This window comes from Vitreimonas sp. (genome assembly GCF_035627415.1).
GTDB lineage: Bacteria > Pseudomonadota > Alphaproteobacteria > Caulobacterales > Aquidulcibacteraceae > Vitreimonas.
The window spans coordinates 93,197-108,905 of sequence record NZ_DASPLU010000007.1 but is presented as its reverse complement, the minus strand read 5'-3'; the positions used below and the strand labels follow the sequence as shown (position 1 = coordinate 108,905).

Sequence of the window (15,709 nt, the reverse complement as noted above, 5' to 3'; positions counted from 1 at the left end):
TGCGACGGACTGTCATCCGACCTGGGCGAAGAGGGTAAATGGAAATCGCACCGGACCTTTGGCCCGTGTTGTGGTCTACATTCGGCCTGTTCTTGCTGGTCGGGTTCTTCGCGCAACTGGTCGACGGGGCCGTGGGCATGGCCTACGGCGTGATCTCAACCAGCGTGCTGCTGGCGTTCGGCGTGCCGCCGGCGCAGGCCTCAGCCACGATCCACGCCGCTGAGTGCTTCACCACCGGCGCATCCGGCGCCTCGCACTTGGTGCATCGCAACGTCGATTGGAAGCTGTTTTTCCGCTTGGCGCCGGCCGGGGTGATCGGCGGTGTCATTGGCGCTTATCTGCTCACCGGCTTCGACGCCACCTTCATCAAGGCGGTCGTGGTCGCATACCTGGGTGTGCTCGGCATCGTAATGCTGAGGCGCGCGCTGCGCGAGCCCAAGGAAGAGCCGCCGCACTTGAAGCACGTGATCCCGCTGGGAATCGTCGGCGGCTTCCTTGATGCGAGCGGCGGCGGCGGCTGGGGGCCGGTCGTGTCCTCGACCCTTCTCGGCCGCGGCCACACGCCGCGCTATGTCATCGGCAGCGTTAACTCGGCCGAGTTCGTCATCACAATGGCGATCTCGCTCACTTTCCTTTGGACGCTACTGACTGGACGCTTCGAACTCGAGGGCGGAATTGCGCTCGGTGCCGCGTCCTTGAGCGGCCTCATTCTTGGCGGCGTCGTCGCGGCGCCGCTTGCCGGCTACGTTACTAAGATCGCTCCGGCGCGCGTCCTGCTCGGGGCCGCGGCTGTGCTGGTGATGGGCCTCTCGATCTGGCAGGGCATCCAACTGTGGCCGCGGCTGCTGGAGTACCCGATCTTCAACGAAATGGCTCAGAGCGCCGGGCTCCATTAAGGGTTTGCTGCAAACGCCCTGTTTACGAGTGCTGCGCGAGGCTTGACCGCTTCGCGGGAGCCTGCGGCTTTGGTCAACAACATCAACATCGCCAATGCTTTGCTCGGGGGGACGACGTCCTCGGGCTTCGGCGTCGATTCGACGTTGCTGACCTCGTGGGCGCGCGCCAAGGCCGGCATCGGCGTCGATGTCGCCGCCGCGCAGGATTCCAACGCGCCGCTGGCGCCGGTCTGGACGCCTGGCGTGTCGCCCAGTGGGGAAGCGCTGATCCAGCGCGCGTTCGACGACAAGGCGTTCTTCGATACTGACGCCAAGCTCTACAGCGACCTTGGCGCCACCGGCGATTACAAGCGTCTGTTCGCGCTCTATTCGGGCCTGACGACGCTGCAGGCGCTCGCCGGCAACATGGACAACGAGAAGCTCGCGGCGGCCGAGAAGTCCAACACGCTGGCCCATTTCGCGCGCGGCCTCACCGAACTCGAGGCGTTCTTCGCCAGCCAGCAATTCGAAGACATCCGACTTGCGCAGGGCGATCGCGTCGACAGCGCTCAAACCACGCTGGCGATGCCGTCCAAATCCGAAGACTATCAAACCGGGTACATCCATCGCGGCGGGCTCTATGAGAAGCTCGCCGGACTCGCCGCCGATGCGAAGTTCACGATCAGTGCGACCTCGGCGGCCGGTGTTGCGCGCAACGTGGCGATCGATCTCTCTGAGATGGGTTCGATCACGCGCAGCTTCGGCAACGTGATCAGTTTCATCAATGGTAAACTCGGAAGCGCGGGCGTCGCGACGCGGCTTGAGGCGGCCGATATCACGCCGAAGGAGAACAACGTCGTTATCGCGGGCCGAACGGTCACCTCGCGCTACACGGGTCCGAAGCAATACGCGCTGAAGGTCGACGTTCGCGGCGGTGAGAAGGTTTCGTTCGCGCCGTCTTCCGCATCGCCGGCGTTCTATGCGGTAGGCGCAGTGCCGAACGGCGCGCGCCTGATCAAGATCGAGGACGTTGGTGGGCAAGCCGGCCAGCCTGTTTGGCTCGACCGTCCAGCCTCCACGACCGATCCAATCGGCGCCAACGTCGCCACCGGTTGGCTCGGCGCAGGCTTCCCCTACAGTTCCGCCCCCGCCGGCGCATGGGAGCAGCGCACGTCGACCCTGATGTCTGCCAGCGACGGTAAGTTCGAAGACGCGTTGCGCGCCGCCGGCGAAGCGGTGCTGAAGCTCGAGGCCGCGGACGGCCGCATGTTCACGGTGAGCGCCGGCTGGCGCAGCGACGATCTCGAAGCCTGGCGCACCCGCGACGGCGAAAGCAGTGATCGCGCCATCATGGATGACTTGGCCGAACGCTTGACGCAGCTCCTGCACGAGCAAGGCCTCACCGTCGGCGTCGACGTCTGGGAAGACAATGGCCAGCTCGGCTTCTCCATATTCAGCGGCGATCAGATCCGCGCCTCCAGTCTCAGCATCGGCGGGAGCAACGCGGCCCTGACGACGGTGGAGCAGCCCGGCATGGTCGGCGGCCTGCGGGACGGCGTGTTCGCGCGCAGATTCGAAGCCGCCGCAGTCGCCGGCGCAGCCGAGCTTTTCACCGGTACGCAGTCCTTCTTCTTCACCACTGCGTCGACAACGCAGAGCATCACGATCGACGGCGGCGAGGGCGGCATCAGCGCCGCCCAGCTCGTCGATCAGCTGAACGAGAAACTGCGCGCGAACGGCGTTTCGGCCGCCGCAGCGCTGGTCGACAGCGGCGGCTCGCTGGCGCTGCAGATCGATGCGCTGCACGATGTCCAAAGCGTGAGTGCGACGCTGAACGGCGCTGTGCACGACGCCACCCTGCAAACGCCCGGCTCCTGGGCCACGGGCGGCCTCCCGATCGCAACCCCCGGTCAGCCGTTCGGCGACGCCATCCGCAGCTACACCGCGGCTGGTTCGCCGCTGCTCACGCACACTGGCGCTCTGGACGTCGAGATCGTCGTTTCGACGGCCACGGGCGACAAGACCATCTCCATCGCCGTCAGCGACCTGGAACGCGCCGCCAATCCGGACGCTGCGCCCGGGGAGTGGAATGCGCTGTTCCAGGATCGGCTCAATGCTGCGCTGAATGCCGCCGGCGTCTATGTTGCTCCTGCGAGCAGCGACCTCACGCAATGGTCCGTCGCCGAGGGCGCGGGCCAACGCATCAAGTCAATTGCTGTGAACGGCGACACGCTCTCGCTCGACGCTGCGGCGCCTGCTTTTGCGCTCGGCGGCGCCTTTTCGGCCGAACGCAGTTTCACCGGCAGTCAGGCCGCCACTGGCGCCTCGGATGACGTCGCCGCGCTGCTTGTCGATCAGACCGTATCGATCACCCTCGATACCGTTTGGGGTCAACGCACCGTCACCGCCGCCCTCGACCCTGGCGATCCGCGCACGCTCGAGAGCGCGGCGCTGCGCTTGAACGAAGCTCTCGCTGCGCAAGGCTACGACGTCGGCGTCGTCGCCACTGCGCTCTCAGGAGGCGGCGCGAGCTTGCGCGCGGTCTCCGGCGTCTCGCACACGATCATTGGCGTGTCCGCGCTCAATCTCGGTGGTACGGCGGAAAGCTTCACGCTCGATCCGATCGATTCTGTCAGCCACGCGGACGATCCGCCCGGCGCGCTCAGCGTCGCCGAGCGCGCCTCGCGCGGCGCCGCGGTCACGCTCACGATCCCGGCGGATTCCGCCTTCACTGCCCCGAGCGCGAACGCATCCGGCTGGTTTCCGGGCCGCGCGTTCGACGTCAGCGTAGGCGGCGGTCTGCAGGTCGCCACCGCGCGCGCCGTCGCCGCTGGCGCCGACGGCTCGGTCTACGTCCTTGCTGATCTCGGCGGCGACAGCGCCTCGAGCGCCATCAAGGGCGCACGCGACGTGGCGTTGCTGAAGTACGATTCCGCCGGCAAGCTCGCCTTTTCGCAAATGCTTGGCGCGTCCGAGTCGGCGAGCGGGTTCGCGCTTGCCGTGGCAGCCGATGGCAGGGTCGCCGTTGCCGGCGCCGTGGAGGGCGTGCTTTCAGCCACGAGCGCTAAGGGCGGCGCCGACAGTTTCGTCACCGTGTTCGACTCCGCAGGCAAGGAACTCTGGACCGCGCGGCGCGGCGCGGCCGGCGCCGACCAGGTCAACGCCATCGCATTCGCGCCGGACGGCAGTCTGGTCGTAGCCGGCCAGACCGATTCCGCGCTCGCCGGTCAGGTCGCACTCGGCGGCGCTGACGGTTACGTGCGCGGCTATTCCGCCACGGGAGGCGAATTGTTCACGCGCCAGTTCGGCGGCGGCGGCGCCGATGCGGCGACGGCGCTGATGGTGCGCGACAACGGTTCAGGCGGCGTCGAGATCGTCACCGGCGGCGTCGAGAATAATCGCGGCGTGTTGCGCAGTTTCAGCTATTCCAGCAGCGCCGGGTTCAGCGCTGGCGCGACGCGCGATATCGGCTACTTCTACAAGGGCGCGATCAACGCCATCGCCGCTGACGGCGCCGCGCTTTATGTCGGCGGCGAGATCGGCGCGGATCGGCTCAGCGTCGGCGCGACCGCGTCCGCCGCGGTTGCGGGTCAAGAGGGCTTCGTCGCCCGGCTCGACTCCGGTCTTGTTTCAACCGCGCTCGATCGCGCGAGTTATCTCGGTTCTTCGCGAGACGATTCCGTGAAGAGCCTCGCGATCGTCGGCGGGGAAGTCTACGCCGCCGGCGTCACTCAGGGCGTGTTGCTGGGCCAGGGCGCGAACGGCGCGCAATCGAGCTTCCTCACCCGGCTGGGGGCCGACGGCGGCGCCGAATGGGTGCGCACCTTCAACTCGGTGGGCGGTCAGTTCACGCTGGCCGGCTTGGCGGCAGACCTGTCAGGGGCTTCGGCTCTGGACGCACTCGGCTTGCCGCGCGGCGCGATCGCCGCCGCCGACTCTGGCGCCCTGGTCGATCGCAGCGCGCTCCGCCTCGGCGACGAGCTGAAAATCGGCATCGATGGCCGCCGCCTCACAACCATACGCGTCGGCGCGAAGGACACGCTCTCGACCCTCGTCACCCAGGTCAATCGCGCCATCGCCGGCGCCGGCCGGGCGGAGATCGTCAAAGAGGATGGCCGCGAGCGCATCAAGATCACGCCGCAGGACGGCAGGGCGATCCGGCTGGAGGCCGGACGTGAAGGGCGCGACGCGCTTGGCGGGCTCGGCCTCAATCCGGGCGTCATCGCCTCCAACACCCAGGCCCGCGGCTCGGTAAGGACCTACGGTCTGGGCATCGTCGCGGCTGATCTGAGGTTGGACAGCAAGGCCAATGTTGGCCGCGCCAAGGCCGAGCTCTCTGCCGCCGTATCGATCGTCCGCCAAGCTTACGAGGCGCTCCTCAATCCAAACGCGAAGGAATTGACCGAGGAGGAGAAAAAGCTCCAGGAGCGCCGCCAGAACGCAGGCGCAGCCCCCGAATACTACACCGCCCGCTTGGCCAATTATCAGGCCGCGCTCGCCCGGCTCACCGGCGGCTGAGGCGCGGCGTCGCGCCGGGCTTCCCTCTCCGCGCGACGCGGGCTAGAAGCCCCGTCTTTCCAGGTCGCCGCGGTAGCTCAGTGGTAGAGCGCACCCTTGGTAAGGGTGAGGTCGAGAGTTCAATCCTCTCCCGTGGCACCATCTGACGCTCGCTTGGCGCGCGCAGGATGCCCGGAGGATCGCGCCAGCGGGCGCTGCTCACTCAGGTTTGGTGGCGACATCCGGATTCGGGGCCGGTGCGGGCTGTGTTGGCGCCGGCGCGTCGGCCGGAGTCGTGGGCGTGGCCGGCGCCTGTTCGGTTTGGATGTCCAATCCGCCGGCGCACGCCGCGCGGACGATTTGCCAGTCCGCGTCGCTCATCGACGGCTGCAAGCCTTGGCGCGCGCGGGCGCGCGCGGCGGCGGCGCGCTCGGCCGTGGCGGGGTGGCTCGAAAGCATGGTCGGGATCGCCTCGGCGCCTTCGGCCGGCTCTACTTCGTTTTCGATCCGCTCGAAGAACCGCGCCAGTCCGCCCGCATCGATGGCGGCGGCGTCGAGATAGTCGAGCCCGCGCAGATCGGCGTCAGTTTCGTCGCCGCGGCTGTAGCGCAGGCTGGCGAGGTTAACCGACGCGATCGCCACCATCTGCCCCGCGCCAGCGCCGCCGAACACGACATCGAAGAAGATGCCCGCGCCGACCGAGCGAATGATGTTCTTCATGATGTGGTTGTGCTCGATGTGCGCGATCTCATGCGCGATCACGCCGGTCAGCTCGTCCGGATGCTCCGCCAGCGCGATCAGGTCGTCGGTCACGACAATGGAATTGTCCGGCAGCGCGAACGCGTTCGGAAACGGCGCGTCGACGATGGTGATCCAAACATCGTCTCGCATCGGCACGCCGGAAACCGTCATCATCCGGTAGGCGAGATCGTTCAGGATCTGCGAGGCCTGATCGCTGTCGTCGCAATAGGAGGTGAACGCGTTCATCTGTGACCAGGAGATTTCCGCGATCTGATCGCGATAGCGCGGCGGCACGTAGTCAGCGATCGGACCCGCGCCCATCGGCACCGCGAGCAGGAAGACGGCGGCCAGCGACCACGCCGCCACGGCAAGGCCGGTTAGCGTGGCCCGGCCTTCGATGCCGAACGCGCCTCTGCCGAACAGCGCCGGCTCCGCCAGCTGCAGCCGCTCGCCGTCTTGTTCGCTGAGGTAAAGCCGTTCGCCGGTGTCCGGCTTGCGCTTCAGGATCACGCGGCCTGAGCCGTCGTCGGCGCGGAGCAGATCGGCGTAGCTCCAGGTGTGCTGGGTTTCGCTGACGCGCAGCGTCAGCGCATCGGCGCCGAACTCGACGCTGGCTTGGTGCGTAACCGCGGCGCGGCCATCAGCGTAGCGCGTCTCCCACATCAGACCACCCCCACGCCCATATCGAGATCGAACGCATCGCCGAGGCTCTCGCCCGCTTTGCCCTCCTCGACGATGCTCTGGCCGATCTCGGCGAATTTCGGGGCGCCAATGATTTCCAGCCGGCAAAGCACGTAGCGCACCTGCAGAAAGCCAGCCATCGGCGCGAGCAAGCCGAGCGAGAGGATCGTGATCAGCCATCCCGCGAGCGTGATGAGGAAAAGGCTCATCGTCTTCGCGCGCAGCTTGAAGCGCGCCCCATCGATCGAAATCAGCGAGGCGATTCGGTTCATCGCAGCGGCGTTGTAAGGGGCCCAGCAGACGAGCCATGCAAACAGCGTGGCCGCCATCCAAAGGAACGAGGCGATAAGGATGATCGTCGAGGTGTCGTCCACGGCCTCGTTCGTGGTCACGCCGATATAATAGGACAGGCCGATGAAGCCGCCGACGAACACAATTGTGTAACTGACCCAACCGAACGTGAACGCCCACCACAGCCCGCGCTGGGGTGGATGCCCGTCATCGATGAACTCGAACGGCTGATCACCGAAGCGCGCATTGTCCCACATCAGCTTGGCGCGGTTCATGCGCGCGACCGGCGTGTACCAGCCGAGCGAGAGAATCTGCAGAATGCTCCAGCCGAACGACGCCCAAGCGAAGCTCGCGGCCGAGCCGGCGAGCGCCAGACGAATGCCGCGCCAGCGCGTGCGGGCGAGCTGATAGCGCCGCATCAAATAGCGCGCGGCGGCCATCAGCGGCACCGCGATCAGGTAGAATCCAACGGCCAGCCAACCTGCAGTCACCGGATCCATCATCAGCGGGGCGATGTAGAAGATGAACATCGCCGGCAGAAAGAAGGTCGGCAACGCGATCAGGAAGCCGCGGAAGAGTTCGCCCGCGGTGCCGGTATATTCAAGGGGATCGCCCAGCACCGACGCTCGCGACCAGAGCCGCCGGCGCATCGAGGTGCGGGCCCAGAACCGGTAAAGCGTGAGCGTCAGGATCGTCAGCCCGGCGTTCTTGAGCGCCAGCCCGAGCACGTTGAAGAATTTGCCCGAGTGGACGAAAGATTGCGCCGGCGCCTCGACCGTCATGGTAGTCCCCCTCGCGCCGATCTAAGCAAAACTCGTCCTCAGGGTCGATTCGAGAGATGAGCCAGAAGCCGCCGCCCAAGCAAAAACCCCGAGATGCCCGGCTGGCCGAGGCGCTGAAGCGCAATATCAGCCGCCGGAAGGCGGCCGCCAAAGCCGACCCGCAAAAAAAATAACCATCCGAAACAGTCGCCCGCCCATGCGGCGATGGGTGACGTCTGGGCGCGGCTCGCCTTGCTTAGGCCCATCCGGAACCCCATAAACCGCGTCGGCCGGGGACCCGACGAAAGATTCACATGGACCGTATCGCCATCACGGGCGGCGCACCGCTTAGAGGAACCATCCCGATCTACGGCGCCAAGAATTCGGCGCTGAAGCTGCAGGCGGCGGCCTTGCTGTCGGCTGACCCGCTGATCCTCGAAAACATGCCAGATCTCGCCGACACGCGCTTCATGGCGCAGTTGCTCGCCTCGCTTGGGGTCGAGATCACCTGGATCAAGGAAACGCGCACGCTGCGCATGCACGCGGCCGAGATCAGCTCGACCATCGCCCCGTACGATCAGGTGCGGAAGATGCGCGCCTCGTTCAACGTGCTTGGCCCGCTGCTGGCGCGGGTCGGGCACGCCACGGTCTCGCTGCCGGGCGGCTGCGCCATCGGCGCGCGCCCGGTGGATCTGCACCTGAAGGCGTTCGAAGCGATGGGCGCCGACATCGTCATCGAGCAGGGTTATGTAAAGGCGGCGGCGCTGCGCGGTTTGAAGGGCGCCGAAATCGAGTTCCCGTTCGTCTCCGTCGGCGCCACCGAACACGCCATGCTTGCCGCCACTCTGGCGCACGGCGAGACGGTCCTCAAGAATGTCGCCCGGGAGCCCGAGATCATCGACCTCGCCGACTGCTTGAACGCGATGGGCGCGCGCATCGAAGGCGCGGGCACAGGCGAGATTCACATAAGGGGCGTGACGTCGCTAAAGGGGGCGACGCACAGCGTCGTCGCTGATCGGATCGAGGCGGGCACCTTTGCGCTCGCCGCTGCGGCGGCTGGCGGCAACGTTCTGCTGCAGGGCGCGCGCTTTGATCACCTGCAAGCGCTGATCAAAGTGCTGCGCGGAGCGGGCGTTGAAGTCGACGCCGAGGCGCGCGGCCTGCGCGTCAAGCGCAATGGCGGCCGGATCCAGCCGGTCAGCTTCGAAACCGAACCGTTCCCCGGGTTTCCGACCGACCTGCAGGCTCAAGCCATGGCGCTGCTCTGCCTCGCCGAAGGCCAGTCGCGTATTCGCGAAACCATCTTCGAAAACCGCTTCATGCACGCGCCGGAGCTTGCTCGTCTCGGCGCCCAGATCGCCGTGCACGGCAACGAAGCCGTGGTGACCGGCGTCGAGGCGCTGAAAGGTGCGCCGGTGATGGCGACGGATCTGCGCGCGTCCGTCAGCCTCGTCATCGCCGGCCTCGCAGCCGAGGGCGAGACGGTGGTGAACCGGGTCTATCATCTCGATCGCGGCTTCGAGAAACTGGAGCCGAAGCTTGCCGCCTGCGGCGCGCAGATCCAACGCTTGAAGGTAGAGCAATAACGTGACTGCGCCCCTGAAATTGATGGCTGAGGACGCCGCCGACCTCGAAATCATTTCGGCGGCGGTTCAGGACGCGCTCGTCCGCATGGGCGACATCTCGATCGACAAGCGCCAGCGGCGCGTCGCCATCCTGGTCAACCGTTTCCGCTGGGAAGCCGCCGACGGCAAGCGGCCGTTCGAGCGCGTGCGTTCGGCGCTCTCGTTCGAAGGCGTGCTCAGCGTGAAAAGCCGGCGGGTGCGGCCGGACGCGCCGGAGTCTGTCGCGTCTCTGCTCTCGATCGGTTTCATCCCCGATGAGGAGCCGCCGGGCGGCATCGTCCGGCTGATGCTCGCCGGCGGCGGCGAAATCGCCCTCGAAGTCGAGTGCCTGGACGCGCTGCTGATGGACATGGGCCAAGCCTGGCGCACGCCGCGTCGGCCGGACCACGAGAAGCTTTAAGTGGGCGTCAATAGGCTCATCGATGTGGTGCTGGACGAAACTTCGCTCGCGCCCGCCTCTCCGAACGCCGAACACGAGCGCCGCATCGCTTTATTCGACCTGAAGGAGGCCAATACTTTCACGGTGCGCGGCGAGGACCGCGGCCCTTATGTGCTGACGCTTTCGATGCTGGAAGGCCGACTCGCGCTCGACATCGCCGATCAGCGGGGCGAGCGCATCGTGCTGCATCACGTCGCCATGTCGGCGCTACGTAAGCTGATCAAGGACTACGCGCTGATCTGCGACAGCTATCACAACGCTATCCGCAACGCTTCGCCCAGCCAGATCGAAGCCATCGATATGGGCCGGCGCGGGCTTCACAATGAAGCGGGCGAGGTGCTGCAGGAAGCGCTCGCTCAGCACGTCGAAGTCGATCTCGAAACCGCGAGGCGTCTGTTCACCCTGGTCTGCGCCCTGCACGTGCGGGGCTGAGGCGTGGAGGGCCAGGGGCTGCCGCGCTCGGTGCTGTTCGCCTGCACCCATAACGCCATCCGCTCGCCGATGGCGGCGGAACTGATGCGCCTCCAGTTTGGTTCGCTGGTCCGCGTCGACAGCGTCGGCATCCGCCCGGCCGAGGAGGTCTCGGCCATGGCCGCCTTCGTCTTGGACGAAAAAGGCGGCGACATCGCCAAACGCCGGCCCAAGGGTCTCGACGCCTTCGGGGAGTACTACGAGGAAGGTCCCTTTGACCTCATCGTCTCCCTAAGCCCCGAGGCCCACCACACGATGCTGGACCTGATCCCCGCTTTGGGGGCGGAGGCCGAATACTGGCCCACCTTCGATCCGTCCCTGGCGGAAGGGTCGCGCGAGCAGGTTCTCATGGAGTACCGGCAGGTCCGCGACGGCCTCGCCAGACGGATATCCCAGCGGTTTCCCCGCCCGTCGACGGGATAAGGTTCAGCGCCTATAAGGCCCCCGCCGCCGAGTCATGGAGAGAGAATGGCCAAGGAAGAACTACTGGAATTCGCCGGAACGGTCATCGAGCTTTTGCCCAACGCCACGTTCCGGATCGAACTCGAAAATGGGCACGAGATCATCGGCCACACCGCCGGCAAGATGCGCAAAAACCGCATCCGCGTGCTGGCGGGGGATAAGGTGCTGGTCGAAATGTCGCCTTATGATCTGACCAAGGGACGGGTCACGTACCGCTTCAAATGAGCAAAAATTCTCTCGATCGCGCCGTCGTTGTCACGGGCGCCTCGACCGGCATCGGCCGCGCCGCTGTCGCGTCCGCCGGGCGCGAAGGCGCGCACGTGTTCGCCAGCGTCCGCAAGCAGGCCGACGCCGACAGCCTCAGAGCGGAGTTCGGCGAAGCCGTCACGCCACTGCTGTTCGATGTCGCCGACGAGGCCGCCGTGCGCGCTGGGGCGGCGCAAGTGGCGGCGGCGTTGGGTGACCGGCGCCTGTTTGGTCTGGTCAACAACGCCGGCATCGCCGTGCCGGGGCCGCTGCTGCACCTCGACACCGAAGAGCTGCGCCGCCAATTCGAGATCAACCTGTTCGGCGTCCACAACGTCACCCGCGCTTTCGCCGACCTGCTTGGCGCCGATCCGCAGCGGCAAGGCAAGCCCGGCCGCATCGTGATGATCTCGTCAGTCGGCGGCCAGAACGGATCGCCGTTCGTTGGCCCGTACTCGTCATCGAAGTTCGCGCTCGAAGGCTATTCGCAGTCGCTGCGCCGAGAACTCCTGCTCTACGGCATCGATGTCATCGTCATCGGCCCCGGCGCGATCGCCACGCCGATCTGGGACAAAGCGGAAGCGAACGACCTCAATCGCTTCGCCAACACGCCCTACGGCCCGATGTTGCAGCGCGTGGCCGATTACATGTTGAAGCAGGGACGCGAGGGCCTCCCGCCATCGGCCGTGGGCGACCTGATCTGGCGCTGCCTCAGCGATCCCAAGCCCAAGGTGCGCTACCCGATCCTGCGACGTCCGTTCATGGACCGCACGTTGCCGCGCCTCATGAACCCGCGCACGGTCGACAAGATCATCGCCAAGCGCCTGGGCTATCCGAACCGATCATGACCCGCCTCGTGCTGGCGAGCGCAAGCCCGCGCCGTCTTGCGCTGCTGGCGCAGATCGGCGTGACGCCGGACGAGGTCGTCGCCGCTGACATCGACGAAACGCCGCTGAGAGGCGAAACGCCGCGCCTGCACGCACTGCGCCTCGCGCGAGAGAAAGCTGAAGCGGTGCAGGCGGAGGACGCGATCATCCTTGCGGCGGACACGGTCGTCGCTGTTGGCCGCCGCATCCTGCCGAAAGCGGAAACTGAGCAGCAGGCGCGCGAGTGCCTCGCGCTGATCTCGGGACGGACGCATCGCGTGCTGACAGGCGTGGCTGTGCGGACCGCCTGCGCGTCGGTGCGCACCCGCCTCGCCGAAGCGCGGGTTACGTTCAAGCGCCTCTCCCGGTCGGACATTGAAGCCTATATCGCCAGCAACGAATGGCGGGGCAAAGCCGGCGGCTACGCGATCCAAGGCTTGGCCGGGCGATACGTCGTCAACATCACCGGTTCGTACACTGCCATCGTCGGTCTGCCGCTGTTTGAAACTGCGAACCTGCTCGAAAGCGCAGCAACGTGAGCGAGCCGCTCGAGACGTGGGTCGACGCCGCCATCGGCGAAACACGGGAGGCGCTCGTCCGCAATGGCCGGGCGATCGCGCTGCGCATCGCCCGTGCAAGCGATGACGGTCGCCGCGCGCGCTGGGGCGAACTCTATGTCGCGCGCGTGCGAGAGGTCGACCGTCGCCGCCGCGGCGTGTTTCTAGATTTGGGTCTTCGCGACGAGCACGGCTTCCTGCCGCTCGGCGAAGACGGCCGCGTCCGCCGCGCCGGCAAGGAGCGCGTGCCGCTGAGCGAGGGCGCGGGCGTCGTCGTCACCGTCACGCGTGAAGCTGCACGCGGCAAGAATCCCATCGTCGAGCTGCAGGAGACTGGTCACGACGGCGAAGCGCCGCATCGCATCGCCCGCCACGACGTCGACGACGAGCTGGTGCTCGCAAAGCCCGCCGACGCGCAGCTTCGCGTCAAGCTCGACAACACGATCGAGGACGCGCTCTCGCGCATCGCTCCGCTTCCGGGGGGCGGCGTCCTCAGCATAGAGCCGACCTCGGCGCTGGTCGCCATCGATGTGGACGCCGGCGGACGGCAGGGAACGGGCGATCCCGAACGCTTCGCGCTCGATCTCAACATCGCCGCCGCGCACGAAGCAGCGCGTCAGATTCGGCTCCGCAATCTCGGCGGGCTCATCGCGATTGATTTCGTCTCCATGCACGCCAAATCGCACCAGAAGCAATTGGAGGAGGCGGTGCGCGCGGCGTTCGCTGACGATCCTTGGAGCGTGCAGTTCGGCGGTCTTTCGCGCTTTGGCGTGTTCGACCTCGCTCGTGCGCAGCTGCGCCGGCCGTTGCACGAACAGCTGCGCGATATCGACGGGCGTCTCAGCGCCGAAACCGTAGCCTTGATGGCGTTCCGGGCGATCGAGCGTGAGGCGCGCGCGCAAACAGGGCGCCAGATCGCCTGCACGGTTTCGCCTGACGTCAAGGCTTGGCTCGACGCTGCCGAGATCGACTGGCGCACTGAGCTCTCGAACCGCATCGGCATGCGCTGGACGCTCGAGTCCGCGCCCGGCCCGCGCGACCGCATCGATGCGAGGGCGCTGTGAGCCCGAAGCCGGTGCACGAGCGGAAATGCGTGATCTGCGGTAAGCCGCAGGAGGAGAAATACAAGCCGTTCTGCTCCAAACGCTGCGCCGACGTCGATCTCAATCGCTGGTTCAGCGGCGGTTACGCCATTCCCGCTGTGGAGGAAGACGAGCCAGACGACGAGACGCCGGAGCCGAGCTGATCTTCCGTGAAATGGCTGTGCGATGAGATGCTTGGCGAACTCGCACGCTGGCTCCGTAGCGCCGGTCACGACACCGCCTTGGCCGAGCAGGGCGCTTCCGACGCCGTAATCCTGGCCCGCTGCGCCGATGAAGATCGGGTTCTGATCACCCGCGACCGCTCGCTCGCGAGCCGCGCCGCAAACGCCGTTCTGCTGAACGCCGTCTCGCTCGACGCACAGGCGCATCAGCTCAAGTGTGAGCATGGCGTCGATTGGCGCCTTGCGCCGTTCACGCGCTGCATGATTGACAATGCGCCGCTGTTCGAAGCGAATGACGACGATCTCGCCCGCATTCCGCAGCAGTCGCGTGACCTCCCCGGCCCCTTCCGCGTCTGCCCCACCTGCGCGCGCGTCTATTGGCCGGGCAGCCACTTCCGGCGCATGGATGCGCGCTTGAGCGAGTGGAGCGCCACAAACTGCTAGGGCGTGCCGCCGGCGCGCTGTTTTTCCAAGTGCTGCAGCAGCATCAGCACGTTCTTTCGGTTGGCGCGGAAGGCGAAGTCGAACACGTCGCCGACGAGCGGGATGGCGCCGAACACGCCGTCGATCGCCAGATTCCCCACCATACGCGCGATCAGCCAACCGGGCGCGCCCAGCTCACGCGCGCGGTAGACGATGTAGCCGCCCAGCGCTGTGGTGATGATGTCGCCGACGCCGGGGATTAGGCCGACGATGCTGTCGAGGCCAAAACGCCATTTGGTGCCGGGGATGACGAACTGGGAGTCGAGCAAGCGGGCGAGATGTTCGAGGTCAGCGACGTCCTGCGCATCACGCCAGCGGCGCGGCTCGATGATTTCGGCGGTGGTGGTACCCGTTCCGGCCATGCGAGTTCAATCGCTGTTGAACGAACGAAGTTCCTTCGTGCTCTTCGCGCTTCCCTTCGTGCCTTTGTGTTTAGACAAGAAGACACAAGAGAGTCAGCCGAATGTCGCCACGATCGGCACGTGATCGCTGGCCTTTTCCATCCCACGCGCTTTCTTGAAGATCTCGACGTTCTCCAGCCGATCCGCCGCCTGCGGCGAGAGCAGTAGGTGATCGATGCGGATGCCGTGATCCTTCTGCCAAGCGCCGGCCTGGTAATCCCAGAACGTGTATTTGTGCGCCGCGCCGTCGGTCTGCATGTAGGCGTCGGCAAGACCCAGGTTCTGCAATGCACGGTACGCCCCCCGCGTCTCCGGCTGAAACAGCGCATCGCCGGTCCACACTGCCGGGTTGTGGCAATCGATCTCGCGCGGAATGACGTTGTAGTCGCCGGCGATCACGAAGCGCTCCTCCTGCTTCAGCAGTTCGCGCAGATGCGCTTGGAGCGCTTCCATGAAGGCGAGCTTGAATTGGAATTTCTCGGTCCCGATCGGATTGCCATTCGGCGCGTAGATCGAAGCGACACGCACCGGCCCGCCCGGCGCGGCGATCACCGCCTCGATGTAGCGCGCCTGTTCGTGCTCGAGCCCGGGCACGCCGCGCACGAACTCCTCGATCCGGTGCTTCGAGAGGATGGCGACGCCGTTATAGCTCTTCTGCCCGTACGTCTCGACGTTGAACCCCATCGCCTCAATTTCGAAGCGGGGAAACCGCGCGTCTTCGCACTTGATCTCCTGCAGGCACCAGACGTCGGCGTTCACCTCCTCGAACACCTTCAGCGCCGTCGGCAGGCGCGCAAGGATGGAATTGACGTTCCAGGCGGCGATTTTCAGTGCCATAGCCGGGGCTTAGCCGCCCCGGCGCTCAGGTTCAACTGAACCAGGCCCCAGCCACGATGGCGAAGCCGATGACGACGAGGACGATCCCCGCCGCCAGCACGTAGCGCACGCCCTTGCCGGTCTCGCCGGCGCGGGCTTCGTCTTCGTTCATCTCGACGTGTTCGCCGACTCTGCGCCCGCTCATCGTCAACCTCCTCGGTTCAGCCCCGCGC

At 66.3% G+C, this 15,709-nt stretch carries 17 protein-coding genes and 1 tRNA gene; 13 read left to right on the top strand and 5 right to left on the bottom strand.

Translation table 11 applies throughout. The features are described from left to right. Window positions 1–38: 38 nt before the first annotated feature. From VEA80_RS05200 to VEA80_RS05190, 3 genes are all read left to right on the top strand, one after another. Complete coding sequence (locus tag VEA80_RS05200; protein ID WP_325059638.1) at window positions 39–896, top strand: sulfite exporter TauE/SafE family protein; 858 nt, start codon at window positions 39–41, stop codon at window positions 894–896. A 42-nt stretch (window positions 897–938) separates the two neighbouring features. After that, complete coding sequence (locus VEA80_RS05195) at window positions 939–5,393, top strand: hypothetical protein (protein ID WP_325059637.1); 4,455 nt, start codon at window positions 939–941, stop codon at window positions 5,391–5,393. A 66-nt stretch (window positions 5,394–5,459) separates the two neighbouring features. Further along, a tRNA-Thr gene (locus VEA80_RS05190) sits at window positions 5,460–5,534 on the top strand. 57 nt (window positions 5,535–5,591) lie between these two features. Here the strand turns inward: VEA80_RS05190 and VEA80_RS05185 are convergent. Together VEA80_RS05185 and VEA80_RS05180 are read right to left on the bottom strand one after the other, a co-directional pair. Continuing rightward, the gene (locus tag VEA80_RS05185; protein WP_325059636.1) at window positions 5,592–6,776 is read right to left on the bottom strand and encodes a M48 family metallopeptidase; all 1,185 of its coding nucleotides are present in this window, start codon (window positions 6,774–6,776) and stop codon (window positions 5,592–5,594) included. Next, window positions 6,776–7,867, bottom strand: coding sequence for a YjgN family protein (locus VEA80_RS05180; protein WP_325059635.1), 1,092 nt, complete (start codon window positions 7,865–7,867; stop codon window positions 6,776–6,778). Before VEA80_RS05180 ends, VEA80_RS05185 begins: the two co-directional genes overlap by 1 nt. Before the next feature lie 293 nt (window positions 7,868–8,160). Here VEA80_RS05180 and murA point away from each other — a divergent pair, with 293 nt between their 5' ends. Genes murA through VEA80_RS05130 form a run of 10 tightly spaced genes read left to right on the top strand, consistent with a single transcriptional unit; the run spans window position 8,161 to window position 14,220 of the window. Next, window positions 8,161–9,432 carry a UDP-N-acetylglucosamine 1-carboxyvinyltransferase gene (gene murA / locus VEA80_RS05175; RefSeq protein WP_325059634.1) on the top strand — a complete coding sequence of 424 codons (1,272 nt, stop codon included), beginning with the start codon at window positions 8,161–8,163 and terminating at the stop codon, window positions 9,430–9,432. A 1-nt stretch (window position 9,433) separates the two neighbouring features. Further along, the gene (locus VEA80_RS05170) at window positions 9,434–9,871 is read left to right on the top strand and encodes a DUF2948 family protein (protein WP_325059633.1); all 438 of its coding nucleotides are present in this window, start codon (window positions 9,434–9,436) and stop codon (window positions 9,869–9,871) included. Continuing rightward, window positions 9,872–10,342, top strand: coding sequence for a UPF0262 family protein (locus VEA80_RS05165; RefSeq protein WP_325059632.1), 471 nt, complete (start codon window positions 9,872–9,874; stop codon window positions 10,340–10,342). A 3-nt stretch (window positions 10,343–10,345) separates the two neighbouring features. Beyond that, window positions 10,346–10,804: a hypothetical protein gene (locus VEA80_RS05160; RefSeq protein ID WP_325059631.1), complete on the top strand. Its 459-nt coding sequence runs from the start codon at window positions 10,346–10,348 to the stop codon at window positions 10,802–10,804. A gap of 45 nt (window positions 10,805–10,849) precedes the next feature. After that, window positions 10,850–11,068: a translation initiation factor IF-1 gene (gene infA, locus VEA80_RS05155; RefSeq protein WP_066774079.1), complete on the top strand. Its 219-nt coding sequence runs from the start codon at window positions 10,850–10,852 to the stop codon at window positions 11,066–11,068. Further along, complete coding sequence (locus VEA80_RS05150; protein WP_325059630.1) at window positions 11,065–11,937, top strand: SDR family oxidoreductase; 873 nt, start codon at window positions 11,065–11,067, stop codon at window positions 11,935–11,937. The genes infA and VEA80_RS05150 overlap by 4 nt, the downstream gene beginning before the upstream one ends. Next, window positions 11,934–12,494 carry a Maf family protein gene (locus tag VEA80_RS05145; RefSeq protein WP_325059629.1) on the top strand — a complete coding sequence of 187 codons (561 nt, stop codon included), beginning with the start codon at window positions 11,934–11,936 and terminating at the stop codon, window positions 12,492–12,494. Before VEA80_RS05150 ends, VEA80_RS05145 begins: the two co-directional genes overlap by 4 nt. Then, window positions 12,491–13,576, top strand: a complete 1,086-nt coding sequence (locus VEA80_RS05140) for a ribonuclease E/G (protein ID WP_325059628.1) — start codon at window positions 12,491–12,493, stop codon at window positions 13,574–13,576. Before VEA80_RS05145 ends, VEA80_RS05140 begins: the two co-directional genes overlap by 4 nt. Further along, a complete protein-coding gene (locus VEA80_RS05135; protein WP_325059627.1) occupies window positions 13,573–13,758 on the top strand; it encodes a DNA gyrase inhibitor YacG in 186 nt (61 codons plus the stop codon). Before VEA80_RS05140 ends, VEA80_RS05135 begins: the two co-directional genes overlap by 4 nt. Before the next feature lie 6 nt (window positions 13,759–13,764). Then, window positions 13,765–14,220 (top strand): DUF5615 family PIN-like protein, encoded by a 456-nt coding sequence (locus VEA80_RS05130; protein ID WP_325059626.1) that lies wholly within the window; start codon window positions 13,765–13,767, stop codon window positions 14,218–14,220. Here VEA80_RS05130 and VEA80_RS05125 read toward each other — a convergent pair. The 3 genes from VEA80_RS05125 to VEA80_RS05115 form a co-directional block, all read right to left on the bottom strand. Continuing rightward, window positions 14,217–14,621 carry a DUF4112 domain-containing protein gene (locus VEA80_RS05125; RefSeq protein WP_325059625.1) on the bottom strand — a complete coding sequence of 135 codons (405 nt, stop codon included), beginning with the start codon at window positions 14,619–14,621 and terminating at the stop codon, window positions 14,217–14,219. The two genes, VEA80_RS05130 and VEA80_RS05125, sit on opposite strands and share 4 nt — an antisense overlap. Window positions 14,622–14,714: 93 nt before the next feature. Continuing rightward, window positions 14,715–15,491, bottom strand: a complete 777-nt coding sequence (gene xth, locus VEA80_RS05120) for an exodeoxyribonuclease III (protein ID WP_349257212.1) — start codon at window positions 15,489–15,491, stop codon at window positions 14,715–14,717. Window positions 15,492–15,528: 37 nt separating this feature from the next. Beyond that, complete coding sequence (locus tag VEA80_RS05115) at window positions 15,529–15,681, bottom strand: hypothetical protein (protein WP_325059623.1); 153 nt, start codon at window positions 15,679–15,681, stop codon at window positions 15,529–15,531. Window positions 15,682–15,709 lie beyond the last annotated feature (28 nt).

Bases quoted from the DNA above. Each gene is read 5' to 3' on its own strand.
- VEA80_RS05115 (WP_325059623.1), bottom strand. From the start codon at position 15,681: ATGAGCGGGCGCAGAGTCGGCGAACACGTCGAGATGAACGAAGACGAA.
- VEA80_RS05145 (WP_325059629.1), top strand. From the start codon at position 11,934: ATGACCCGCCTCGTGCTGGCGAGCGCAAGCCCGCGCCGTCTTGCGCTG.
- VEA80_RS05200 (WP_325059638.1), top strand. From the start codon at position 39: ATGGAAATCGCACCGGACCTTTGGCCCGTGTTGTGGTCTACATTCGGC.
- VEA80_RS05185 (WP_325059636.1), bottom strand. From the start codon at position 6,776: ATGTGGGAGACGCGCTACGCTGATGGCCGCGCCGCGGTTACGCACCAA.
- murA (WP_325059634.1), top strand. From the start codon at position 8,161: ATGGACCGTATCGCCATCACGGGCGGCGCACCGCTTAGAGGAACCATC.
- VEA80_RS05125 (WP_325059625.1), bottom strand. From the start codon at position 14,621: ATGGCCGGAACGGGTACCACCACCGCCGAAATCATCGAGCCGCGCCGC.
- VEA80_RS05180 (WP_325059635.1), bottom strand. From the start codon at position 7,867: ATGACGGTCGAGGCGCCGGCGCAATCTTTCGTCCACTCGGGCAAATTC.
- VEA80_RS05150 (WP_325059630.1), top strand. From the start codon at position 11,065: ATGAGCAAAAATTCTCTCGATCGCGCCGTCGTTGTCACGGGCGCCTCG.
- infA (WP_066774079.1), top strand. From the start codon at position 10,850: ATGGCCAAGGAAGAACTACTGGAATTCGCCGGAACGGTCATCGAGCTT.